This window comes from Robertmurraya kyonggiensis, from assembly GCF_005116465.1.
GTDB lineage: Bacteria > Bacillota > Bacilli > Bacillales > Cytobacillaceae > Robertmurraya > Robertmurraya kyonggiensis.
Genome location: NZ_SWBM01000001.1, coordinates 1,216,891 through 1,242,001, shown reverse-complemented (window position 1 = coordinate 1,242,001; position 25,111 = coordinate 1,216,891). Strand labels below are relative to the sequence as shown.

Here is a 25,111-nt window from a genome sequence, read left to right as displayed (position 1 = left end):
TCCTGACTCAAAGCTACAAAGAGACGGGATTGTTTTTTACTATTTTTATACTCTAGTAAACATCTTTCCATTCAGCAATGTTATCTTTATCAAACTTGAATGGATCGCCAAGCATGATTTGTGTACCATCGCCATCTTCGACTATTTCTAATGTGCCTTGGTCGCCTGCTTCAAGTTTGTCTCCAATCGATCCAGTAATAGTACCTTCTACTAAAGCATTTGCTGCATAACCAGTTACTTTTCCAACATCAATCGGATTCCATAAGTACATCCATGGTGAAACATCGTTTTCAATATAGCTCGCCATCTCACTTGGTAGACCTAAGCCAGTTAAAGCAACTTTTCCTTGTAAACCTTTATCAGTTAAAACTTTACCAGCTGCTGCAATCCCTACAGTAGTAGGTGCGATAATGCCTTTCAAATCCGGATAAGACTTTAATAATGCTTCTGCCTCAGAAACGCTCTTATCACGTAAGTCATCCCCATATGCTACTTTAACAAGTTCTATCTTGGAGTACTCTGGTTTTTCTAATTCTTTTTTCATCCATTCAATCCATAAATTTTGGTTCGTTGCTTGTGAAGTTGCGCTTAGGATGGCAATTTGCCCCACTCCACCAATCATTTCGGAAACAGCCTCTACTTGTACACGACCAATTCGTTCAGGGTTTGCTTGGTTCACATGAAGTAGACGACTGTTAGCGTTTACAGCAGAGTCAACAGAAAGTACTTTAATTCCTTGATCCATTGCTTTCTTTAATACAGGCTCTAAAGCATCTTGATCATTTCCTGCTACAGCAATAGCTGCAACCTTCTGAGTAATAAGCTGTTCAATAATTTGAATCTGACCTTCTGCTGTTGGTTGATCTGGTGAACGTAGAATGACCTCACCACCGAGTTCTTCTATTACCTCTTGGAAGCCTTCCATCATCTTTTCACCATAAGGATTTCCGGTGTTTTTGAAGACAAATGCATACTTATTTGAGGCAGATTCTCCCTCGTCTCCCCCATTTTCGCTAGAAGATCCACTTGTTTCTGGAGCCCCTTGGCTACAGGCTATGAGCATCGTTGAAAGTAAAACCATTGAAAGAAACATCGTTAAGTACTTCTTCATTTCTTTCTCCCCTTTTCAATTTCGTTTTATATGCATATCAGTTTTTGAAAAACTGGATATACCTTGGTTATTTTTTTCTGAAAATCTTCGGTAATCTTACTTTTGGAAGTGCCACTGCAAAAATTAATAACGCACCCACAACGATGAGCAGTGTTTGTGCAGGAATATTGATGAGACCGAGACCGTATTGAAGATACCCAATAATGAACACGGCGATGACTGTGCCAATAATTTTACCTTTTCCACCTGCTGTACTAACTCCTCCAAGTGCGGCCATGGCAATCACATCTAGTTCATACATATTGGCTACATTTGGTCTTGTACTTCCCATTCTTGAGGTTAAAAACAATGCGGTTACGCCAGCCATTAAACCAGCAAGGACAAAAACAATCACTTTTATCCGATCCACTTTTACACCAGAAAATCGACTCGCAGTTGGGTTCTTTCCGATTGCAAAAATTTCTCGACCAAAAGTAGATTTGTGGAGAATAACTCCAAATACAATTGCTACACAGATAAATAGGATTAGAACAAATGGAGTACCATAGACATATCCCCATCCGAAGAAACCAAACCATTCTGGAAAATTACCAGATGCCTGATCTTCTAAGATGACATAAGCGATTCCTCGATATAAAATCATTGTTCCAAGCGTGATAATAACTGCTGATAATTCTTTAAACTTGATGATTAACAATCCATTTATGAGTCCACATAATGCCCCAACTACAAGACATATCACGACGGCCAGTTCCATTGGAACACCAAGACTATTGTACATGGTTGCCATCACCACGGACGATAAAGCTACTGTTGAGCCCACAGATATATCAATATCACGGAGAATCATGATCATTGCCATTGGAAAAACAATAAATGCCTTATCTAAAAAGGTCATGGTTCCATCTCGTAAACTGGGATAGTTTAAGAAATATGGTGATAGAGTTGCATTGATGATCATAACCGCAATAAGAATAATAACCAGCATCCATTCCCATTGGAGAAAGAAGCCTTTAAAAGTAAATTCTTTTTTATCAAGAAGGGAGCGTTGAATATAACCTTGATTATCAAGTTCTGTTTTGTGTTCCATGACTTATATCTTCCTCCTCATAAGGTTATTGCGGTCGACCCCTCTTTTAACGAGAGTATTCATGATGACGGCAAAGAGGATAATAGCCCCTTGAATGGCGTTTTGCCAGAAAGGAGAAACGTTCAATAACGGGAGGGCGTTATTGAGTATTCCGATGAGAATCGCACCTAAGATGACACCTGAGATTTTTCCTGCTCCTCCTGCAATACTCACACCACCTAGTATACAGGCGGCAATGACAGTCATTTCATAACCGGAAGCTGTATCCCCTTGAGCGGACGCGAATTTTGAGACCCATAAGACGCCGGACAATCCAGCAAGTCCGCCCATGATGGTGTAGACGAGCATAAGAATTCTATTTTCTTTTATCCCACTGACTCTTGCTGATTCAGGGTTACTTCCCACAGCATATATTTGTCTTCCTGTGCGTGTATGATTGATAAAATAGAAGAATATAAGATAAATGACAATGGCAATAACAATTAAATTATTGATTCCAAATGTTTTACCTGTAGCAATCGAGACAAAGCTTTCCGGCATTTGATAGGAGCTAACCCACTCTCCACCGCTAATTTTGTAAGTAATCCCTCGAAAAATATTCATCGTAGCAAGAGTTGCAATGATCGGTAATAGACCGACCTTGGAGACTAGGAATCCATTAATAAAACCGGCGACCATTCCAATAACAATTCCTAGTAATATGACTAAGATAGGGTTGAGGTTTTGGTTCGCGCTAACGATTTGGGCTGTAATCATCCCTGAAAGAGCAATGACGGAAGCGATCGATAAATCAATTCCTCTTGTGATCAGGACAATCATCATTCCTAGAGCTAAAATACTAAGAATGGCTGTATTCGTAATCATGTCGTTGATGTTTTCCCCACTCAAAAAGCTTGAGTTTCTGAGCTGGACAGCAATAGCCAGAATGATGATAAATGCTAGCAATCCAAGCTCTCTAAATTTATAGAGACTAGCTAATTTGGAGGTCTTAACTATTTGAGCATCCACCTGCGTCGCGTTAGGTATGATATTTTCTGGCATGCCTTTCACCTCACTTATGTTAGAATTTTGCAAAAATAATTCCCGTAGTTAACCTATTTCCACTTTCTTCGATTCACTCATGGCTGCTTCTAGGATTCCCTCTTGTGTAGCATCTTTTTGTTCAATAATCTTCGTAATTCTTCCTTCACGCATAACGACGATTCGGTCACTCATTCCCAATATTTCCGGCATCTCCGATGAGATCATGATAATACTGTAGCCCTGAACTGCTAGATCATGAATAATTTCATATATCGCTGATTTTGCTCCAACATCTACCCCTTTTGTTGGTTCATCGAGAATAATAATATCGAGATCTGCCGTTAATAATTTGGCCACGGATACTTTTTGCTGATTCCCACCAGATAGGGAGCTTACTAAGTCAAAAATACTGTTGGCTTTGACATTTACTTTTTCAGCTAATCTTTTCGCTAAAGAGGCTTCTTTCTTCTCACTAAGCCACCCTTTTCGTGATAATTCCTTTAGGGCTGGCAATGCAATATTTCTTCCAATACTCCAATCGAGTACTAATCCTTGTAATTGTCGATCTTCAGGGAGATATCTAATTCCTAGATTCATAGACTCTTTTGGATCTCTAATTTTAACCTTTTTCCCTTTTAAGAATACTTCTCCTCGATCATAGGTAGTAATGCCGAATAGAGATTGACAAACTTCTGTCCTTCCCGCACCTACTAATCCTGTTAAACCAAGAATTTCTCCCTTATGTAGGGTAAAAGAAATATCCGCATAGTAGCCGATTTTGCCCAACTCTTTTACTTCAAGAATCTTCTCACCCTTTTTGTTCGTCTTAGTCGGAAAAACTTGCGTAATTTCTCGTCCGACCATAGCCACAATCAATTGTTCATGTGAAATATCATTTACGCCCCACGTGCCAATATACTTTGAATCTCGAAACACTGTCACTTGGCTTGCTAATCGATACATATCTTCAAAGCGGTGTGAGATAAAAATTATAGAAGCTCCTTGGTCTCGTAAGCGTTCAGTAATCTTATAGAGTTCTTCACTTTCTCTAGCAGTTAAGGCTGCAGTCGGTTCGTCCATAATGATGATTTTTGCATTGGTTGAAATGGCTTTGGCGATTTCCACAATTTGCTGTTGGGCTACACTGAGTGATCCCATTTCTTCCTTCGGATCTATCGATGAGCCTAAATCCTGCAATATGGCTCTAGCTTCAGCGTGCATTTCCTTCCAAAGCAACCGTTTGGTCCCTTTATGCACCTTTTCATGTCCCATGAAGATATTTTCAGTTACACTTAAATCAGGGTAATTGGTGACATGTTGATAGATGGCTGCAATTCCATTTTTCTGTGCATCAAGAGGGCTTGTAAATTGGACATTCTTTCCATTAAGGAACAATTCTCCAGCATTCGGAGGATGAACCCCTGTAATCACCTTGATAAAAGTTGATTTTCCAGCACCATTTTCTCCCATTAGGGCATGAATTTCTCCCTTTTTTAGCCTGAAATGAACATTATCAAGAGCCTTTACACCAGGAAATTCCTTAGTAATGCCTTTAAGCTCCAGTACATATTCTTCGGACATGTAATCCCTCCTAACCTGTGCAATTGACGTTAACAATAAAGATTAAGCAATCGCTTACATATCGTGTCTAATAGTTACCTCCGATGTGGAGGTAACTTGCTATTTTGCAATAGTCATCTTTATTGATTTTTCTTTTAATGCTTTTTTAATATTTTCATCTACTCGGGTATCGGTAATAATATAATCAACGCTTGATAAAGAACTAATCTGAGAAAAGGAGCGCACTCCAAACTTACTTGAATCGGCCACCAAAACAGTTTCGTCAGCAATATCGATCATTTTCTTTTTCACTAGAGCTTGCATTTCGTTTAGATCGCTTAGTCCACTTTCTAAATGAATCCCGTTACAAGACAAAAAAGCTTTATTCACGTGATACATACTTAAAGATCGTTCTGCGAGAGGTCCAACGTATGAAAGGGATTGTGATAACAAAGAACCTCCCGTTGAAATGACCCTTATTTGTCCCTTTTTACTGAGTTCGATGGCAACCTTGATCGAATTCGTTAGTACAGTTAAGGGCATGTCTGGCAATTCCTTTGCCATATACCAAGCAGTGGTGCTAGCATCCAATACAATTTGGTCTCCTGGTTCTATGTAATGAAGTGCTTCTAATGCAATAGCTCTCTTTTCATTTGAATTGGTAATTTCTCTTTCGATATAAGAAGTTTCTTCATGGTCTTCCGCTAAACTAACAGCGCCACCATGAGTTCTCATCAAGAAATGCTCTTTTTCAAGCTTTTCAAGATCTCGTCTTATCGTTTCTTCTGTCACTCCAAAAATATCACTTAACTCGGTAACTCTTATACTTGATCTTTCATTTACTAACTCCACAATCCTCCGGTGACGTTCGGCAACAAGCAAAATCAATAACCCCTCTTCACTTTTATTTATGTTTGTTTGTGTTTATTTATTTGTTAAATTATAACATATTTGCACATAAACAAAAGTATATCCTCACTTTTTATTTTTAGTTAATCCATATGGAATACTTCACTTAATTCTCTCGTAACTGGACTAGCGTCAGGATTTGTTATCATAACAGGCTCCATGTACCTCCACCATTTTTGATTGGTTTCGGTTAAAGGCATTTGCTTCCATTTTTCTTCATCGTCAATCTCTAGATAACCAAATAGTTGGTTGGTCTCTTTATCTAAAAAAATGGAATAATTTTTTGCTCCATGATTTCGTAATTCTTCGATCATCTCCGGCCAGATTTCACGATGACGTCTCTCGTATTCTTCATGCATATCAGGATACACTGTCATAATAAATGCTTTTCGAATCATCTGAATTTCTCCTTTCACTTAGCGCTTTAACAAAACTTCTTTTTCATATAGTTTGATTTCTTCGAGCCAATTTTCTTTGATTGGAACGCCCATTTGCTCACAGTAGTAATCCCATACGGCTCCAAACGGATAAGTTTTGAACTCTTCGTAAAGTGCTAATCTTTCCGTGAAATTTCCATCCTCTTGAAGCTGTCTTAGATAATCATTTGGTGTTAATAATGCGTAGAGTAAGGCTTTGAGCATATTTCGTGTGCCGATGATCCAAGCTGCAACTCGATTAATGCTTGCGTCAAAGAAATCGAGTCCAATAATGACCCGGTTTAAGGCTTCATTTCGAACAATCTCAAGTGCAATTTCGCGAAGCTCATCATCTAGAATAACAACATGATCACTGTCCCAGCGAACAGGTCTAGACACATGCAAAGCTATCTTTTCACTATAAAGAAGTAGAGATGAGATTTTGTTTGAGACGGTTTCTGTTGGATGATAATGACCAGTATCTAGTAGGCAAAGCTTATTATTTTTCAGAGCATAGCCAATATAGAATTCATGAGAGCCTACCACATACGATTCTGAACCAATTCCAAAAACCTTACTCTCGACAGCGTCTAAATTATACTTTTCATCCACTGCATCAGCGAAGATCTGATCTAAAGAATCTTTCAATCTCACTCTAGGGGTTAAGCGGTCACTCGGAATATCTTTGTAGCCATCCGGAATCCATATATTTGTTAAGGCTGGGGTGCTAAGCTCTTTGCCAAAATACTCCCCGATTTTTCTACAAGCGATGCAATGATTGATCCAGAATTGACGGATTTCTCGATTCGGATGAGAAAGGGTAAGACCTTCCTCTGCTTTTGGATGTGAGAATAAGGTTGGATTGAAATCTAATCCTATGCCTTGTTTCTTTGCCCACTCTACCCAGTTTTCGAAATGCTTTGGAAGAAGTTGATCCCTGTCGACTACTACTCCGTCTGTTTCTGCATAAATAGAATGGAGGTTAACTCGATGCTTTCCAGGAATGAGCGACAATGCCTTTTCTAAATCCTGTCGTAATTCTTTTGGACTTGTGGCTTTGCCTGGATAATTCCCTGTTACATCAATTCCTCCAGATAACTCACTTGGATTTACTTCAAATCCGTTGATGTCATCTCCCTGCCAGCAATGTATGGAGATGGCAACCTTTTTCAACGTATTGATTGCTTCATCTACATCAACACCCCATTTATTATAAGCTTGTTTTGCAAGTTCATAATTTTCAAGTATAGTCATCCTATTCTTCCTTTCTACTAATTTCTTGAACCTTGAGTCGATATGTATCTTTTTACCTCGAAGGATTTATTAATAATAGAGCGTGCTTCATTAAGATCAGCAATTTCTCCTATGGCCATCAATTGTGCCACCACGTTACCAATCGCTGTAGCCTCAATAGGTCCAGCAACAACTTCTTTGCCTGTGACCTCGGCAATTTGCTGATTAAGCATTTCATTTTGACATCCGCCACCTATGACATTGATCTTAGAAAAAGTTTTTTCAAAAATTTCTTCGATTTCCTTAACGGTTTGAAAATAGCTATCTGCCAAACTATCATACACACATTTAGCTACTTCACCTGGTGTACTCGGAATCGATTGCTCAGTCTCAATACAATAATTTCTGATTTCCTCTATCATATTGTCCGGTTTTAAGAATCGGTCATCATTGACGTTCACGATTGCGCTAAAATCCTTTGCTTCTTTCGCTAGGCGCACCAAATCGGCAAAGGTATATTCATCCTCATAATTTCGCTTAACCTCTTGGATTATCCAAAGGCCCATAATATTCTTTAGAAAACGGAAGCGATAATCGATCCCGCCCTCATTGGTAAAATTGTATTCTAGTGCTTTTGGGACACAGATTGGGAACCTATTTTCTACTCCCATTAAGGACCACGTGCCAGAACTTATATAGATGGAATCATCTTGCTCTGGAACTGAGATGACAGCTGAAGCCGTATCATGGGTGGCTGGAAGGATTACCTTCATATCAAAGCCAAGTTCAGCAACCAGCTCATCTCTCAATGTTCCAATCACACTCTTCGGGCGCTGTATTGACTGGAAGATTGATTTTTTGATACCGAGTGTATCCAGTAAGATATTATCCCATTCTTTTGTAAAAGCATTCACCAGCTGTGTTGAGGATGCATTTGTGTATTCATTTGTCTTTCTTCCGCTTAACAAGAAATTCAAATAATCGGGAATCATTAAGAATGAACTGGCTTTATCTAGTATTTCAGGATGATTCTTTTTTAAAGAATACAGCTGATAAATCGTGTTAAACTTTTGAAACTGAATCCCTGTTTCTAAGTAAAGCTCCTCTTTTGGAATTAGTTTGAAGACCTCTTCCATCATTCCATCTGTCCGTGGATCTCGATAGGAAACGGCTTCCGTGATACGGTGATTTTTATCATCCAAAAGAACAAAATCAACTGCCCATGTATCAATCCCAATGCTTACAGGCTGAATCCTCATTTTCATACATTTTTTTAAGCCGATGATGATTTCTTGAAAAAGTAAATCAACATCCCAGCAAAAATGGTTATCTTTTTGAATGATTTCGTTTTCAAAACGATGGATTTCTCTCAGTTTCAATAGTCCGTTTTCAAGATTACCCATAATTAATCTTCCACTTGAAGCACCAATATCTACCGCAACACTATAGCTTGCCAAGTACGACACCTCTCACTCGTTGTAAACGCTTACTATAGATCTATCTTACTAAATCTCTAAAAAAATCCTATGACCTCATTCAACTAAATTTTGTCCTTATTTGCACAAAAAGGAAGCAAATGTAATCGTTAAATTACAATCTGCTCCCTTAATTTTTTCGGTGTTAATCCAAATTTACTTTTAAAAATGCGATAAAAATAGCTGATATTGTCATAGCCAACCGTTTCAACTATTTCCATTATCGGAATTTCCGATTCCATTAATAAATGTCTTGCTTTGTTCAATCGTTTTTCTTGAAGCAATTCTTTAAATGTGAAATTCGTTGCATTTTTGATTTGTTTACTTAATGTGTAGTGAGGTAAATGTAGCATCTTAGAAAGTTCATATAAAGTAGCATTCTGGTAATGCTCATCCACATATTTCATTGTTTCAACGACAATAAAGTGTTGATTCGAATTCTCGTTATTTTGCTCCAATAAGTTCGAGTTCTTAATGAGTTCAATCATGAGTAATCCAGCGTAAAGCTTAATCGTTGAATCAGACAACAAGGAGGGATTCATGATTTCCTCGATCATTTTCTGTATAATCTCTTGAATTTCATTGACTTCGGAAATTTTAAAATAAAGATATTGTCCATTTTGGGTATGATCGTAGAGGCTATTGATTAAGAAATTGCTGACGATATTATCAGTAGAAAGGTACGAAAAGATAAATTCAAAGAACTTGGGCTGAACAATAAAATTAATGATGATGTCTTCCTCAGAGCTTGCCTCAATTTCATGATAAATATGTTGATTTAGAAAGAGCAACTCGCCCTGTTTTAAACAGATTCGTTCGTTCCCGACCTTTTGTTTCAGCTTGCCGTGGAATACATAATTGATTTCAATATAGTCATGGCGATGCATGGGAAAATTGATGAATCTTGTATGCTTCCTGAGCTCAATCATTTTGTCTTTGCTTAAGAATTTTTCACTCTCAATCACAAAAGCAGTCTGACTTGTATACAACTCTTTTTTTACTTCTTTTCTTAGGCTAAGTATTTCTTGTTCTTCTTCTGTTAATTTCATCAATTCTTCTAAGAGAGCTTGGTTCATCCCATCACCCACTCTACTATTGATTTAATTTTAATTATAGCAGACTCCTAGAAAAATCTAGGAGTCTTTTCTACATATTATCTAGTGAACGCCGCCGGTACTCCGCCATCGACGGTTATCATACAGCCTGTTGTTCTGTCTGATTTGGATGAAGCGAAGAAAGCAATTGCTTCTGAGATATTACTTGGATAAATATTCACTTTTAGAGTTGTTCGCTGCCGATAATGCTCTTCTAATTGATCAGGTTCAATTCCGTATGCAGCCGCACGCTCATTACGCCAGTTTGAATTCCAAATCGCTGAGCCTTGAAGAACGGCGTCAGGAAGAATGGAGTTGACACGGATTCCGTATTCTCCTCCCTCTGCTGCGATACATCTAGCCAAATGGGTTTCAAGAGCTTTTACAGAGCTGTAGGCAGCTGCGTTTTTACCAGCATAAATGGAATTTTTTGAACCAACAAAAACCATACTTCCACCTAGAGCTTGTTGTTTCATTAGTCTGAATGCAGCACGAGCCACAAGGAAATACCCTGTTCCTAGGACATTCATGTTCAAATTCCACTCTTTTAGAGTTGTTTCGTCAAGGGGATTTCCAGTTGCAAGACCGGCATTGTTCACAATTATGTCAACACCACCATAGGTAAGGGAAGATTGATCAAAGGCAGATTGAACTTCTTCTTCGCTCGTAACATCCATTTTTATAGCCAATGCACGTCCATTGCCATACTTTTCATTGATTTCTGAAGCAACCTTTTCTGCTCCTTCAAGGTTTAAATCGGCAATCACAACATGAGCGCCTTCAGAAACAAAACGACGGCAAGTTTCACTCCCGATTCCACCTGCTCCACCAGTCACAAAGGCAATCTTACGAGAAAATTCTGCTTCAGAAGGAGCCAAGCTTAATTTATATAACTCAAGTGGCCAGTATTCGATATTATAGGACTCGTTTTCATTGAGAGAAACAAAGTTTCCTAGAGTAGTAGCCCCTTTCATCACAGCAATGGCACGATGGTATAGTGCACCGCTTACACGTGAATTATTTATGTCCTTGCCTGTGTTCACCATCCCGAGACCTGGGATAAGGATGACACGTGGAGCAGGCTCGAACATTTTGTCGTCTTCATTTTTGTTTTGTTCAAAATAGGACCTGTATGCTTCTTTGAAATTTTCAATCTCAGATTTAATGCTTTGGATTAGTACATCAACATTTTTAGTTTGTGGATCCCAATCTATATATAATGGAACTCGCTTTGTATGTACAAGATGGTCTGGACATGCAGCCCCTACCTTGGAAAGTACTGGTGCATAATGGCTATTTGCAAACTGTAGGATATCTTCTCCGCGGTCATATGTCAGAATCATTTTCTTTTCATCGCTAACAGCTCCACGAATGACAGGTAAGACTTTTGCTAAAATGGCCCTTGCGTCTTCCTCCAGTAAGGATTGATATTTTTGACCTCCAAATATACTGTTTTCAGTGATTCTACTATTAATATAGTTTTCAGCTTCATTTATTACCGCAATAGTTTTGTTATAGCTTTCTTCAGCCGTGTCACCCCATACCACTAACCCATGCTTTTCCATTAGGACAAGCTCAGCGTTGGGATTGTTTTTGACTCCTTCAGCAATCATTTTGGAAAGAGTGAAGCCAGGACGTATGTAAGGAACCCATACAAAACGGTTACCAAAGATTTCTTCAGCAATCTGTTTCCCATTATCAGCACAGCAAATACTAATAATCGCATCTGGATGTGTATGGTCGACATGCTTATACGGTAAAAATGCATGCAATAATGTTTCAATCGATGCTCTGGGGTGCTTGCTGTCAATCATACAATGGGAAAGGTAGGTAACCATCTCTTCGTCGCTCACCTCTTCACGATCGATAAGAGGGAGAATATCATCCAAAATAAGTCCTGTGAAATTATGCGCTTTCATTGTAGCTAAATCAGAGCCGCTTCCTTTGACCCACATCACTTCAATATCGCGTCCTCGAAAATCCTTTTCTAATGTCTTTATAGAGGTATTTCCTCCACCCCAGTTGCACACAGCGCGATCTGATCCGATCAAATTGGAACGATAAACAAGTTCTTCCAGTCCTTTTGTAAGTTTTGAAGCTTTTGCAGAATCCCAATAATTCTTAACCATCCGAATTCCTCCTTTTATTTTTATTTTTTCTTCTGTTTAATTGTATATTATTTTTGTTTATTTTTGAATATTTATTTTATTTAGTTTTGTTTTCGTTTGATTCATCTAATGATTGATTAAAAGATTTCAATTTGTTCTAAATAATTTTAATCAACTTGATCTAGATCACACTCCTTCTTGATTTGTTTCCTTACAATAAGGGTGGCTAAACAAATTACATTCGTTTAGTACGAATCCAACATAAAGGAGTTAATTACAATGAAAAAACTAGGAGTTCTTTTATTTGCAGGTTCCTTAACACTAGGATTAGCAGCTTGTGGAGGCGAAGAATCAAAAACTTCTGAACCAGCTACTGAAACGGCATCTACATCAGGTGCAGAGGAATTTACAATTACAGCAACGAACTGGGAATTCACTTCAGATAAAGAGTTAACGGTTAAGAAAGGTACGAACGTTAAGCTTAACTTGGTGAACGAAGAAGGTCTACATACTATTAAAAGTGAAGATTTAGGATTCGACTTAACTGTTGATGCTCCTGCAGAATTTACAGCAGACAAAACAGGAGAATTCGAACTTATCTGTTCTACAGTTTGTGGAGCCATAGAGGATCATGAAGGAATGGTTCTAACATTAAAAGTAGTAGAATAATGATAAAAGAGGAGTGCATAACAAAAGTTTGCACTCCTCTTTTATCATTATTCGACCGTTAGGAAAACATTTTTAACTTTTTTGACTACATAACTGCTTCCGCCTCTATTCTTGACATCTTCCACCATCATCGCAACTAAGAGGTTAGGTTGTTCCAAATCAAACCCAACAAACCAACCATTTTCCGTACCGCTTTTATCATCTTTGCTTGCTTTTATTTCTGCAGTACCAGATTTTCCAGCCATTGCCTTACCAGAAATTGTGGTTCCATGCCCTGAACCACCTGGATCTTCGACAACCTGCCGAAGATTTTCCTTAAGTAAATGGACTGTTTCATGGTCTATTAACCCTTCTTTCCACACCTTTGGCTGCTCGTCTTTTAGTAAAGACGGATAGAGCATGTCGCCTTCATTTAAAAGCGCGGAATATATGGTTGCTAAATGAATCGGACTCATCAATACCTCTCCTTGTCCGTAGGCTGAGTCTGCTAATTGAACTTCTGTCTTAATTCCATCGTTGGCAAGCTGAGAAGGTTTAACCGGGAACGGCAGATTTAATTCATCACCAAAACCAAATGCACTAACCTCTTCCACAAATTTTTCTACCCCCATCTCAACAGCTTCCTGAGCAAAATAGATATTATCAGAATAAACAAAGGCATTCCGTAAGTTTACTGATGCCTTGTCTTTTACGCGTGTCACATAATATCCGCCCCAAGATTCATCTTTTGACCAACGAATTCCATCGATTTCTTTCACGTCATTTGGAACGGTGATTCCTGTCTTTAAGCCAATAGCTGCAGTAATTGTCTTGAACACCGAACCAGGGGCATTCCGATTTACAAAGCGATTGAAGAATGGTTTTTTCGGATCGGAATTCCACTCCTCCCACTGTTCGTCAGATAATCCCCTTACAAAGGCATTTGGATCAAATGAGGGAGTGCTAACTAATGCAAGCAGTGCACCATTTGTCGGATCGAGTGCCACAGAAGTACCTGCATCCCCATCCAGTTGTTGAAATAGTTCATTCTGCAGATTGGCATCAATGGTAAGTTCCAGATTCTTTCCTTGAACAACCTCTTTTTCTGCGAGTGTTTCTTTTAAACTACCATCTTCCTTTTTAATAAAAATATGGACTCCGTCTTGTCCTCGTAATTCCTCTTCGTATATACTCTCTAGACCTGAGTTTCCTACCACGTCTCCGGAAGAATATCCTTTCTCTTTCAACTTCTCTAATTGCTCAGCCGTCACTTCTCGAACATACCCAACTAAATGAGCAGCTGAAGCCCCGAAAGGATAAGACCGAACTGTTTCTTCTTGAATCATCACGCCAGGAATTTCTAAGTACGGCTGTATGTCTGTTTCTCCATAAGGTAATGTGGCAAGGGGAACAAATAATTCTGGTTTTACCCATGTCGCACTTAGCTTGCTATTGATTTCCTCTTCCTCAATGCTCAGAATGCTAGCTAATTTTTCTATGGATTGTTCCCCTAGTTTTCCAGGTACCACTCCAACGACATTAGCTGGTGCATTAATGGCAAGTCCACTCCCGTTTCGATCACGTATTTCACCCCTTGTTGCTTTAAGTGTCTTTACGCCTACGGTATCTCCTGCCAATAATTGTGGAAAAATAAGAGAAGGCTCCCAGTTTACGAACCATTCTTGTTCAGTTTCATTCTTTTCCTTTACAAGAGTAGCTTTGTGAGTGAATTCAAGCGGTCCAGCACTTGTCTCCATTTGAACAGAATACACAAGTGAAGTTGTAGCTTCTTTTGGTTTATCTTCTGTTTTCTTAAAGATCCCCTTTATCTTTAAATTCTCAGCATTGATTCCTTGATAGATCTTTTCATATCTTGCAACAAAATCTTCTTTTGAAATCTCTCCTTTTGCTTCTTGAGAAAGAGACTTATACATTTCTTCAAAGTTCATGTTCTGCCAGCTTTCGAGATAAGCATTGAAGGACTCTTCAGGGGTTAACTTTTTCGAACATCCAGCAAGAAGAATTAAGAAAACGATGATTAGATATAGAGATAAACGTTTCATCTTTATCAACTCCTATACTAGTAATCTACTTATTAAAAAAGGTTCTAAAGATTCTTTGGCTAATCATATTGGCCGTACTATGAGGTGCAGAGTAGCCATCTATATAAGCATTTGGAACAATCACCGCAAGGGCAATTTGTGGATCATCAAAGGGTGCATACCCCGCAAAAGATTGATTCCATGTTTTGATCCCATTTTTAAAAGACTCAGCAGTCCCCGTTTTTCCAGCTACATTATAGGGTTCGTTCATAAAGTATCGGCGCGCTGTTCCTTGAGAACCATGAGTTACTTGCCATAAACCTTGTTGGACACGTTTGATGTATTCATCTTTCATATCCAAGCGATTTAACACAACAGGGTCGAGACGTTCGATAACATTGCCCAATGGTTCTCCATTATTATTTTGTTCCCGAATTTCTTTTACAAGGTGTGGCTTCATCCTGTAGCCATCATTGGCAATAGTGGAAATATACTGTGCTATTTGCATAGGAGTATATGTATCTAGCTGTCCGATCGCGATTTGAAAATAGGTACTTTGATTTGTTCCTTTAACTCCAATTGCTTCATTTTCAAAACCAATTCCCGTAGGCACACCTAAGCCAAATTGATTGAAGTAATAACGGATGGTCTCTATCTTTTCAGGATCATACTTCAATGGACCATTTCGTACATACTTGCCATTCATAATCTCAATCGCGGTTAACCACATGTATACGTTTGATGAACTTTCAATCGCCCTTAAATCATTGATACGATTCATAACATGGGATGAAGAAAAGGTTCCAGAGCCTTTAATATGTAGGACCTCATCCATTTCGGTTTCCCCTATTTTTCTTACTCCTGTTTGATACCCAGCTAATAGAGTCGCACCCTTGACTACTGAGCCTTGTTCAAATGCATATGTAAAGGTACCTGGTGTATAGTCATAAAATTTTTTTGATTTTCTGTCATATACCTTTCCCGACATAGCGAGGATATTCCCTGTTTTAGGTTCCATTGCCACTACGAAGGCTGTATCGAGTGTTTCCGTGTGAGGCTTTCGAATAGCGGTCAAGAGCTCTTCTTCCATAATCTTTTCTACTTCGGCTTGAAGTTTCATATCAATTGTAAGAACAAGATCTTTTCCTGGTTCCCCTTCCGATATGACCTCTCTTTCTACAACATCGTCTTCTTGATTGGTTGCAATTCTTATTTTGATCTTTTGGCCTTGTAAAAGATCATCATATTGTTCTTCTAAATAGCTTTTTCCAACTCGATCGTTTAATTTGTAGTCTCTTGCCTGATAGTACTCTGCCATTTCTGCAGGAAGACCCTCATCAGTCGATGTAACTTCCCCGATCATATTCCAAAAAGTATCCCCATAGTGGCTACCACGTTTCCAATCAGTGGTGACATCGACGCCTGGTAAGCTAGCTAGATTTTCACTGATTCTAGCAAATTCTATATCTGTTACATTTTCATTTTTAATAATAGTAGGTGTTAATGCAACCGCAACTGATAACTTGCGAAAAATAGCTGCTACATTTCGATCAAGCTCTTCCAGGTTCTTCTCACTAATACGTTCGAGTTTCACTTGGTATAATTCTTGATCATTTAGCTTTTTCTTTTCTTTTTCTGTTATAAGCTCTTCCCCGTTTTGATGTTGTAAGAGCCACATGTCTTTCAAATCACGTGTTGTTACTTTTTGAACATCTTTTTCCGTCATTGTAATCATCTGTGCAAGCTTCTTTGCTAAATCAAATAGTTCGTTAGACTTTGGATGCTTTGGTGGCGTAAAAGTGATTGCATTTTCAGGAATGTTATACACGATTAAATGGTGATTCCGATCATAAATCTTACCTCTTGGGACTGGATTGTAGATGATCGTTGTCTCTTCTCGTTCAACTTCACTTCGGTATACTTCTCCTTGGACAATCTGCACGTATCCCAAGCGAACGATTAAAACAGTAAATAGAACAAATATGATGAAAAAGATCAGGTTCATCCTTCTAGCAAGTTGCTTCTCCTGATGAGACTTTGAGTCATCTTTCTGCATTTTTTGTTTAAGGAACATTGCTTTTCCTCATTTCTAAATCGGATTACATTTGTAGTCGACTACGTTTGTAGTATAATACTACATGCGTAGTCTTATGATGTCAATTTTTTGTTTTCCATGTTCCGTTCAATTGTGAAATTCACATGAGAATGCTAGAATGCACTTATATTCAACTAGATACATAGAGGCTATATGTAGAGGAAAGAGAGGTTGACTGAACGTATGCTCTTAAATCATTTAATCATCGGCGTGATTGTGTCTTCGTTTTCCGTAATGGTTATTTTGACTATGAAAAAGGTGTTTCAAAACCATTTAGCCGCGAAATGGAGTTATAATATTTGGTATTTCCTGATGATCCTTTTATCTCTACCTTTTTTTCCATCACACACATTTAAATTTGATCAACTATTTTGGGGGAATTCTCAAGGAAACGCGTCTGTATCCTCCTTCGCTCATAATGGAAACCAAGTGACGAATAGCTTCAATTGGGTCCAAGATTTTTCTGTTTCGGTTAATCGAACAGATATTTCATTTGTTAGTTATGCGCTTGTAGCCATCTGGATTGTTGGAGTGCTGATTACTTCTTTCATGACCTTTCATGCATGGTTGTCCATTCATAAAATCAAAAGAAATTCAATTGTGATAAGGGATGAGAAATATCTTCTTCTATTTGAGGAATGCCGAATACGATTAGGAATTTCAAAACCGATCAAGCTTACGTTATCCTCTCTTGTTTCATCCCCGATGACTTTTGGACTTTTCCAAACTTACGTAGTGTTGCCGAAACGGTCTGAAGCATGGTTAACCATGAAGGAAATGGAATATATATTTTTGCATGAGCTTAATCATTACAAGAACAGAGATATTTTGGTCAATTATGTGATGGTCTTCTATCAAATCATTTATTGGTTCAATCCTCTGATCTGGATTGCATTTAGAGAAATGCGATTAGACAGGGAGATTGCCTGTGACACAGCCGTATTGAAATCGTTGGACACATGTTCCCATGCCGACTATGGTAATACGATCATCAATTTCATTGACCGCACAATCCGCAAACGAACTTTCTCTTTCGCAACCGAATTGAACGGTTCAAAGGAGCAAATCAAGAAACGGATTGAACGAATCGCCAATTTTGCTCCAGAATCAATGGAAATCAAATGGCGAAGCATCCTTATCTTTGGTTTGGTAGGATTATTAGTATCCCTCCAATTGCCATTTGTTTCAGCTTTTGCAGACGAGAATCAACGTTATGATTTTGCTAGTAAAAATATTGTGTATGAGGATTTAGGAAAATATTTTGATGGATTTGAAGGCAGTTTTGTTTTATTTGATGAGAAAAATGACCAATACTTCATCCATAATAAAGAAAGAAGTACGTTGAGAGTTTCTCCAGATTCGACGTACAAAATATATAGTGGCCTATTTGCACTTGAATCGAATGTGATTACCGCGGACTCTTCCATTATTTCTTGGGATGGAGCGCCAAATCCTTATGAATCTTGGAATACGGATCATGACTTAGCCTCTGCCCTAGAGAATTCAGTGAACTGGTACTTTCAAGCATTGGATAAACAAACTGGACTTGATACGATTCAAGCAAGCTTAAACCAGATAAACTATGGAAATGGTGATGTTTCTGGTGGCGTGGATTCATTCTGGCTCGAATCTACGTTGAAAATTTCTCCAGTTGAACAGGTTAAGATTTTGAGAGACTTCTATCATAATGACCAAGGCTTCAAGCAGGAACATATTAATACTGTCAAGGATGCGCTGCAACTTGAGGAAAAGAATGGGGCCATCCTCTCTGGGAAGACGGGTACAGGAAATGTTAACGGAAAGAATATTAATGGCTGGTTCATTGGATATGTAGAAGCAAAGGACAATACGTATTATTTTGCGACGAATATCCAAGATGAAACGGATGCTACAGGAAGTAAGGCCGTTGAAATCGCATTATCGATCTTAAAGAAAAAGAATTTATATTGAAGAAGGAGGCAAATAGCTGGTGAAAGATATCCCTAGCATTTCAGAATCAGAATGGGAAGTCATGAATATCCTTTGGAATCATGCTCCCCTCACAGCAAACGAAGTAATTGCATCCTTGCAGGAGAGTACCGATTGGAAGCCAAAAACGATTCGTACTCTTTTGGATCGATTAGTGCATAAAGATGTAGTGGGAGTTCATAAAGATCGGAAAATCTATACCTTTTATCCCCTCTATTCTCAAGATGAGTGTCAACGTGCAGAGACTGAATCCTTTGTGAAACGAATTTACCGAGGGGCATTGAAATCGATGCTCGTTCAATTTATCCAGGAAGAAACGCTTTCTGATGAGGATATTAAAGAATTACGTTCCATTTTGGAAAAAAACCCAGAGAAAAAAGGACTCGAGTGAGTCCTTTTTTCTTTGGGTTCGTACTAAACAGTTTTTGATTCCATTTATATTTGGCTCAAATGAAACTCTTCTTATTTTTTCCTCGTATCATTACAGAGTTCTTAAAGTGGTGGATTCTCCACTCCGAGCTGACTCCAATCTTCCTTTGGAGGTCCATATACTCCAAATGGTTTGATTCCAGCTTGTCGTAAAAGAACCGTCATTTGTCCACGATGATGGGCATTATGCTTAATGAGTCCCATAACAATTTGTGCATTCGTTTCTTGTCGTCCAAACGCATTTTGGACCATTTTCAAAGATTCGTCAGTCCATTGTTGTTCAAGCGCGATGGCCGCCTTTTCGCATACATCCCTCAGTGTAACTTTGATTACCTCAGCGGATGTCGGGACATCTGCACTGTTTTCAACAAGGTCTATCTTCAATCCAAATTCAGCTAAGTACTCAGGAAGACCTGTTGTAATATGCCACGCAATTCTACCTAACGTACGCCCTTCTGGGTAAACCTTTTGATTTAAGGATTCATCTGTTAAGCCCTCGAATACTTTTTCAGTTAACATAGCTTCACGATTCCACTCTTTTAAAATATCGGAAATAGTTGTGTACATTGTCTTCGCCTCCACTATCATTATAAAACATTTGTTCGCATTATGCGGATTGGATCAAAAAGACCTCCCAAGGTTTTAGGAGGCAAGTTTTCTTATTTTGTCGATACCCAAACTAATTTCACATTGTATCTGGTGTTTCCCTTTGTAAAAATACGATTAAATTTTCCTTCGGTAATGAGCGTTTTCAAGGAGATTTTCGTTTCATTGGCCCACTCATTAATTTTCCCTTCCCCATTATACGGAAACACCGAGGACTGCTTGGCATTAATCTTCACGAGATCATCACCGTCAAAGTGATGTCGATAATGATAATTGAAAGGCTCAGACTTCGTTTTAAGCTTCAATGGGGCACGGTCAATCAATTTGTTGTTTCGGTAAAAGGAAATAATATTAGCCTTTCCTGACTTTATTTCATCAATTTCGATGACAATTTCTTTTTGATTCATCGTATTTGCTCCTTTTTTGACCATATTTTGGCGCGTATAATCCTTAGTATCCCCTAATCGACTAATAGGAAACCGTTTGACTTTAAAAAGGAAATAAAAAAGCTTGTAGACCTGTTTTTCATAAAAACTTGCCTACAAGCGGTGTGAACGTCCTTATTACTCTTATTATACTCTAATTTTACAAAATTTGCTGATTTATATTTCAAAACAAGCGTTGACCTCATTTTCTAATTAGTTTTCTCAGATTTCTACTTCACATCAAATCATAAAATGACCCGATTCCCTAGTGTTTTTGCACCAGAATCGGGTCATTCATGACTAGATTTTAAACTGACTAATGATCATCTGTAGCATTTCTGCATTATCAGATAACATTTGTGCTGATGCTGTGATTTCTTCCATAGAAGCAAGCTGCTCTTCAGTAGCCGATGTAACCGTATGTGAACCGTTTGCAGTGCCTGCTGCTATCTCTTTCACACCATGAATCGAATACTCAACTTCTTTCATACCTGTCGATAGTTGTTTTACTAAATCGCCGACTTCATCAATTTGTACTACAACGTTTTCAATTGAACCCTTGATGTTACTAAAGATTGTACCAGCCTCTTTTACAACACCTAAGCCTTCTTGAACTTCTGAAGTAGCGGTTGTCACATTATCCATAGTTCTTTCTGTGTCAGCCTGAATAATATTAATGAGTTGAGAAATCTGTGTGGCAGATTGTGCAGATTGTTCGGCTAATTTTCTAACCTCATCAGCAACAACGGCAAATCCTTTTCCGTGTTCGCCTGCACGCGCAGCCTCTATTGCAGCATTTAGTGCTAGTAAATTGGTTTGGTCCGCAATACCAGTAATGACTCCTGTAATATTGACAATTTCGTACAAACGACCTTTTAACCCATTAAATGCATCCGCTAAAGAAGTGACGGATTCATTAATGGATTCCATTTTTTCACTTACTTTTTCCACGGACTGGTTTCCTTGTACGGACAGTTGCGCCGTCTTTTCTGCATTGGATAATACTTTTTCTGTATTATTAGAAATACTTTCCGTGGAATCGGCTATCGCTTCAATTACTTCGACGCTTGCATTTAAACTGTCCACCTGATGGTTCGCACCTTCAGATAGTTGTTGGATCGTCTGAGAGATATGTTCACTTGCTTTTGCACTTTCTTCAGAACTCGCACCTAGTTGTTCGGAAGAACTAGCTAATTGATGCGATGTTTCTCGAACGGTCATGATGATCGCTCGAACGGCAGTAATCATATTATTGAATGAAGTCGTCAATTGACCTATTTCATCTTTGGCCTGATACTTTCCTTCAGCTGTAAAATCACCCTGTTCCGCTTGTGCAAAGGCATCTTGGAGCTGCTTAATCGGTTTTACAATCAGTCTTGAAATCCAATAACCGACAGTAATAGATAGAATGATTGAGACGACAATTACGATAAGCAAATAGATAGATGTCTGCTGTGCTTCCTTTTTATCAGATTGATAGATTGCTTCTGCATTTTCCGCATTTAGAACTTCAATCTCTTCCAAATATTGATTATATTCATCGCTAATGGGATCGATTCTATCGTCATAGATGGATTGAACTTCTTCATTTTTGTTTGCCATAGCAAAATCGCTTACTTCTGAACTAATTTCTTCAAGTTCAGCCATTGATTGACTCATGTATTCATATTTATTTTTGATATCTGTTTGTAAATAAATTTTTTCAATTTGTTGTGCCAATTCTTTATTTTCTTCAAAAACAGATTGAATTTCTTTAATTAGTACTTGCTTTGTGCCCATATCGGGAGCAGCAATTATTTCTAAAATAGTTGAATCTATTACGTTAACATTACTTTTCAATGCAGAGAACAACTGATTTGGTATTAATAGCTCTTCATAAATGATTTCTTGACCTTTAGAAAGCTTATTAATAGCAGCAATTCCGCTATATCCAACCATGCCTAGTGCCAAAGTGGAAATGATTAAGATTACGATTAATTTTTTGAAAATACCGAGGTCTTTAATGCCTTTTACTTTTATTTTTGATTTTCTTTTCATTTGCCCATCCCCTGATTTCGTAAATATTAGAAAAATATGTATATATAATTAGTCATATTTATTATAAATTAATCTAATAGAATAATATAGGTATTTTTCAGTATTTTATCTGAATCCAAAGGCTTAAGAACATAGGGGGAAAAGTACAGTTAGTGGAACAAGAAAAAGAGCCGCCACTACGACTCTTTATTAAACTCAAGCTATCTACCCGTTAGTGAAACAAGCGCAGCTAAAACTTGTAGAAATTATAACTCTTTATATTCATATCCAGTTAATTTAGCTTTTTTAATTACACAATGATGGTGAGGTTTTTTATCATTATTTAAAGTAATTGGTAAATATTTAGGTATCATTTCTCCCACACCATAATTTTTTTTCTGCTAGTAACCAAGAAATCATTTTCTTCAGTTTTTTTAGGTGTTGGATACACATAGTTTCCTACAATATCAACTAAAAAAACATACCCCTATTTAACACTAGCAATTCATCATTTCTTCCAATAAAGCACAAAGTTTGTTTATAAATCTAATCTCTCCAAATTTGCATTAAATATCATCTATATTAATCAAAAGTCTTACTTTATCTAAACTGCTTCGTTCAATAACTTCAACAATAAAGGGCACTTCTCCTTATTAAAGGAAAGCCCCGTTAGTTTGAAAATTTATAGATTGATAGTAGCTAGGTTAAAACGTCCGCCCATGAGAATTACGTCAACATTATTTTTTTACAATCGGTATATAAATATCAAAATGCGGATCATTTGGATCTTGATTAGATGGATAATATTCGTGTTTTATCGGCATATAAGGATCATAGTAATCTACACTAGCTTCTCTAAATGCGGTATAATCACTATCAAATAACCATTGATGTAAATCCGTATAGGTCTTTTGTATATCTTCTCCTTTATTATGTGTCGTCATCACATAAGTCCATTCTGGAACCCTTATTTCAATCATTCCTTCAGGTATCTCCTGCTCCTCACTCACTTCATATACCGCGTAATGTTCGAAACCATTCTCAATTACATGATAAGATAAACCCAATTGAACATTGGGATTCACCCTATTCTCTAATTCATCAGCACGGTCTTTAACTTGTTGAATTACGTTTTTTAAATTTGGTACAATTTCAGAGAAAGTTCCCTCCCATTTCAATCCAACTGCCCGATAGCTTGGTAACGTTATAATTTTGTAGTTCAATTTATTTCCTCCCTTTTTCAAACTTGATTTACTGTGAATGCCATAACACTGGAAAAGGACCAGTTGTAACCCAAATGCCAGAGTTACATTTAATATCATTTTTTCAACCCTTATATTGCGCAATAATTAAGTGTCTTCTCAACGAACCACGATTGTTATACACTGTTAATCGTTACTCTTCACTAACCTGCTCCTTCAATACAATAACTTCAACAAAATAAGCGATAATCCTTCTTGGACTATCACTTCCCGTTAAGTACAGGATTCACAATCTTCGTTTTTATTCCTTCAGCATGTGGAAGTGGCTGCATCTGCTTTGCACAAATTAGTGTACCCTAATTCAGATTCTCCCCTTTTGTTACTAAATCCTCAGTTTATCATTTTTATGAATTATCTCGATGCCTAGCATAACCTTAATCTCCTAAATTGGAATGATAGATCTTCGCAGAAGGTTTCGCATAAATTATGGTCCTTTATGTAAAAAAACAGCCCTCTGAAATAGAGCGCCATTTAGTCCTATAGAATGTTCTTTTTGTCTTTATGATCTTCAAGAACCATTTGTTCTAGTTCAATCCTCATTTTTTGTGTTTCGATTAAAAAGTTTTCATGCTTAAGTTTTTCTAATTCTATCTGGTCTTGGAGCATTTGGTGTTTGGCTTTCGTTTGTTTTTGTAAGTGATCTGTTATAATCCCGACAATTGGGATACCGAAAATTAGGATAACAGCTATTGTTCCAGTCATATTGAGCCTCCTGACGAATTAGCATTTTATTCTATCTTACACAATTCACTACCAAATTCCTACAAATATTGGATATTTATGCTAATTGTTTTTAGATATTCAAATCAAATTCCAAGGACTTATACCTTTCCTCCATCCATCGAAAAAGTTCCTCAAAAATCATTTCCTTTACCATTTTTCTTCTCGTCTTATAGTTACTACGAAAAAGTTTCCTCTTGGTTTCAGAAAGATTGGAACTTTCTTGAAGAAGGTAGCGCGCGATCTGGAGCGTATCCTCTAATATTTTTTCAAGATCCCAGTCGACATCAATTTTTTTCGCAGTGAAATCAATCGTATCCATGTCCGTATTTTTCAGATACCACTTATAGTTAAATACAGTATCGTGAAACTGTTGTTGAAAAATTAATTGAAACCATGCTGCATTATGTTTACCACTGAACGCGATGAGAGGTGCACGCTTCCCATGTCCATCACAGCTAGAAATGGTCACAATACCCGCTGTACTCAATGCCTTCGTGAGTAAGGCTACACCAGTCTCTAAGACAAATGTATTGATCTTCGGACCGTGTTCTCTCCTGCTAAAATATCTCCAGCTATACCAACCATTTCCCCCTCCTGCTTCATGATTTCTGGCAGGATACCAAATGAGTTTCTCAAGTTTTTCTGATTTAATAAGTGGCTCTTGTTCATAAATCTTGTTCTCTTCCCATTGAACAGGAATGTTTAAATCGATCAAAAGTTCTTCTAATTGGTATCGTTCTTCTGGTGTATTACCGTGGGAAAAAACTATGTAATCTTCTTCTTGTTTAATTAAAAATCCTCGTTTTTCCAATGCTTGTGCTAGTGTATACATATAAGAGTAGTCTCCTTTAAACAAACTAGTAATTTATATATATATA

At 37.7% G+C, this 25,111-nt stretch carries 21 protein-coding genes; 3 read left to right on the top strand and 18 right to left on the bottom strand.

What is annotated here, in order from left to right:
- Window positions 1–52: 52 nt before the first annotated feature.
- The 10 genes from rhaS to FA727_RS06250 form a co-directional block, all read right to left on the bottom strand.
- Window positions 53–1,111 carry a rhamnose ABC transporter substrate-binding protein gene (rhaS, locus tag FA727_RS06295; RefSeq protein WP_136830016.1) on the bottom strand — a complete coding sequence of 353 codons (1,059 nt, stop codon included), beginning with the start codon at window positions 1,109–1,111 and terminating at the stop codon, window positions 53–55.
- Window positions 1,112–1,178: 67 nt separating this feature from the next.
- Window positions 1,179–2,201: an ABC transporter permease gene (locus tag FA727_RS06290; protein WP_136830014.1), complete on the bottom strand. Its 1,023-nt coding sequence runs from the start codon at window positions 2,199–2,201 to the stop codon at window positions 1,179–1,181.
- Window positions 2,202–2,204: 3 nt separating this feature from the next.
- Window positions 2,205–3,242, bottom strand: a complete 1,038-nt coding sequence (locus FA727_RS06285; RefSeq protein ID WP_136830012.1) for an ABC transporter permease — start codon at window positions 3,240–3,242, stop codon at window positions 2,205–2,207.
- A 48-nt stretch (window positions 3,243–3,290) separates the two neighbouring features.
- Window positions 3,291–4,805 carry a sugar ABC transporter ATP-binding protein gene (locus FA727_RS06280; protein ID WP_136830010.1) on the bottom strand — a complete coding sequence of 505 codons (1,515 nt, stop codon included), beginning with the start codon at window positions 4,803–4,805 and terminating at the stop codon, window positions 3,291–3,293.
- A 99-nt stretch (window positions 4,806–4,904) separates the two neighbouring features.
- Window positions 4,905–5,666 (bottom strand): DeoR/GlpR family DNA-binding transcription regulator, encoded by a 762-nt coding sequence (locus FA727_RS06275; protein WP_136830008.1) that lies wholly within the window; start codon window positions 5,664–5,666, stop codon window positions 4,905–4,907.
- Window positions 5,667–5,776: 110 nt separating this feature from the next.
- Window positions 5,777–6,091, bottom strand: a complete 315-nt coding sequence (rhaM, locus tag FA727_RS06270) for an L-rhamnose mutarotase (protein ID WP_136830006.1) — start codon at window positions 6,089–6,091, stop codon at window positions 5,777–5,779.
- 18 nt (window positions 6,092–6,109) lie between these two features.
- On the bottom strand, window positions 6,110–7,363 hold the full coding sequence (gene rhaA / locus FA727_RS06265) for an L-rhamnose isomerase (protein WP_136830004.1): 1,254 nt from the start codon (window positions 7,361–7,363) through the stop codon (window positions 6,110–6,112).
- A gap of 17 nt (window positions 7,364–7,380) precedes the next feature.
- Window positions 7,381–8,799 carry a rhamnulokinase gene (gene rhaB, locus FA727_RS06260; protein WP_136830002.1) on the bottom strand — a complete coding sequence of 473 codons (1,419 nt, stop codon included), beginning with the start codon at window positions 8,797–8,799 and terminating at the stop codon, window positions 7,381–7,383.
- A gap of 128 nt (window positions 8,800–8,927) precedes the next feature.
- Window positions 8,928–9,893 (bottom strand): AraC family transcriptional regulator, encoded by a 966-nt coding sequence (locus tag FA727_RS06255; RefSeq protein WP_136830000.1) that lies wholly within the window; start codon window positions 9,891–9,893, stop codon window positions 8,928–8,930.
- 77 nt (window positions 9,894–9,970) lie between these two features.
- Window positions 9,971–12,040 carry a bifunctional aldolase/short-chain dehydrogenase gene (locus tag FA727_RS06250; RefSeq protein ID WP_136829998.1) on the bottom strand — a complete coding sequence of 690 codons (2,070 nt, stop codon included), beginning with the start codon at window positions 12,038–12,040 and terminating at the stop codon, window positions 9,971–9,973.
- A gap of 258 nt (window positions 12,041–12,298) precedes the next feature.
- On the opposite strand from FA727_RS06250, the gene FA727_RS06245 reads away from it, so the two are divergent.
- A complete protein-coding gene (locus FA727_RS06245; RefSeq protein ID WP_136829996.1) occupies window positions 12,299–12,688 on the top strand; it encodes a cupredoxin domain-containing protein in 390 nt (129 codons plus the stop codon).
- 47 nt (window positions 12,689–12,735) lie between these two features.
- Here FA727_RS06245 and FA727_RS06240 read toward each other — a convergent pair whose 3' ends face one another.
- Window positions 12,736–14,730 (bottom strand): penicillin-binding transpeptidase domain-containing protein, encoded by a 1,995-nt coding sequence (locus FA727_RS06240; RefSeq protein ID WP_136829994.1) that lies wholly within the window; start codon window positions 14,728–14,730, stop codon window positions 12,736–12,738.
- Window positions 14,731–14,755: 25 nt separating this feature from the next.
- Entirely contained in the window at window positions 14,756–16,783 is a 2,028-nt protein-coding gene (locus FA727_RS06235; RefSeq protein ID WP_136829991.1) for a peptidoglycan D,D-transpeptidase FtsI family protein, read from the bottom strand.
- Window positions 16,784–16,975: 192 nt separating this feature from the next.
- Here FA727_RS06235 and FA727_RS06230 point away from each other — a divergent pair, with 192 nt between their 5' ends.
- Together FA727_RS06230 and blaI are read left to right on the top strand one after the other, a co-directional pair.
- Window positions 16,976–18,754, top strand: coding sequence for a BlaR1 family beta-lactam sensor/signal transducer (locus tag FA727_RS06230; protein ID WP_306461655.1), 1,779 nt, complete (start codon window positions 16,976–16,978; stop codon window positions 18,752–18,754).
- Window positions 18,755–18,770: 16 nt separating this feature from the next.
- A complete protein-coding gene (gene blaI, locus FA727_RS06225; protein ID WP_136829989.1) occupies window positions 18,771–19,163 on the top strand; it encodes a penicillinase repressor BlaI in 393 nt (130 codons plus the stop codon).
- A gap of 101 nt (window positions 19,164–19,264) precedes the next feature.
- Here blaI and FA727_RS06220 read toward each other — a convergent pair whose 3' ends face one another.
- From FA727_RS06220 to FA727_RS06190, 6 genes are all read right to left on the bottom strand, one after another.
- On the bottom strand, window positions 19,265–19,768 hold the full coding sequence (locus FA727_RS06220) for a DinB family protein (RefSeq protein ID WP_136829987.1): 504 nt from the start codon (window positions 19,766–19,768) through the stop codon (window positions 19,265–19,267).
- A gap of 92 nt (window positions 19,769–19,860) precedes the next feature.
- Complete coding sequence (locus FA727_RS06215; protein WP_136829985.1) at window positions 19,861–20,214, bottom strand: hypothetical protein; 354 nt, start codon at window positions 20,212–20,214, stop codon at window positions 19,861–19,863.
- A gap of 318 nt (window positions 20,215–20,532) precedes the next feature.
- Window positions 20,533–22,269, bottom strand: a complete 1,737-nt coding sequence (locus FA727_RS06210) for a methyl-accepting chemotaxis protein (protein ID WP_136829984.1) — start codon at window positions 22,267–22,269, stop codon at window positions 20,533–20,535.
- A gap of 716 nt (window positions 22,270–22,985) precedes the next feature.
- The gene (locus tag FA727_RS06200) at window positions 22,986–23,471 is read right to left on the bottom strand and encodes a GyrI-like domain-containing protein (RefSeq protein ID WP_136829982.1); all 486 of its coding nucleotides are present in this window, start codon (window positions 23,469–23,471) and stop codon (window positions 22,986–22,988) included.
- A gap of 516 nt (window positions 23,472–23,987) precedes the next feature.
- Window positions 23,988–24,212 (bottom strand): hypothetical protein, encoded by a 225-nt coding sequence (locus FA727_RS06195; RefSeq protein WP_136829980.1) that lies wholly within the window; start codon window positions 24,210–24,212, stop codon window positions 23,988–23,990.
- A gap of 91 nt (window positions 24,213–24,303) precedes the next feature.
- The gene (locus tag FA727_RS06190) at window positions 24,304–25,065 is read right to left on the bottom strand and encodes a hypothetical protein (protein ID WP_136829978.1); all 762 of its coding nucleotides are present in this window, start codon (window positions 25,063–25,065) and stop codon (window positions 24,304–24,306) included.
- Between the last annotated feature and the right edge of the window lie 46 nt (window positions 25,066–25,111).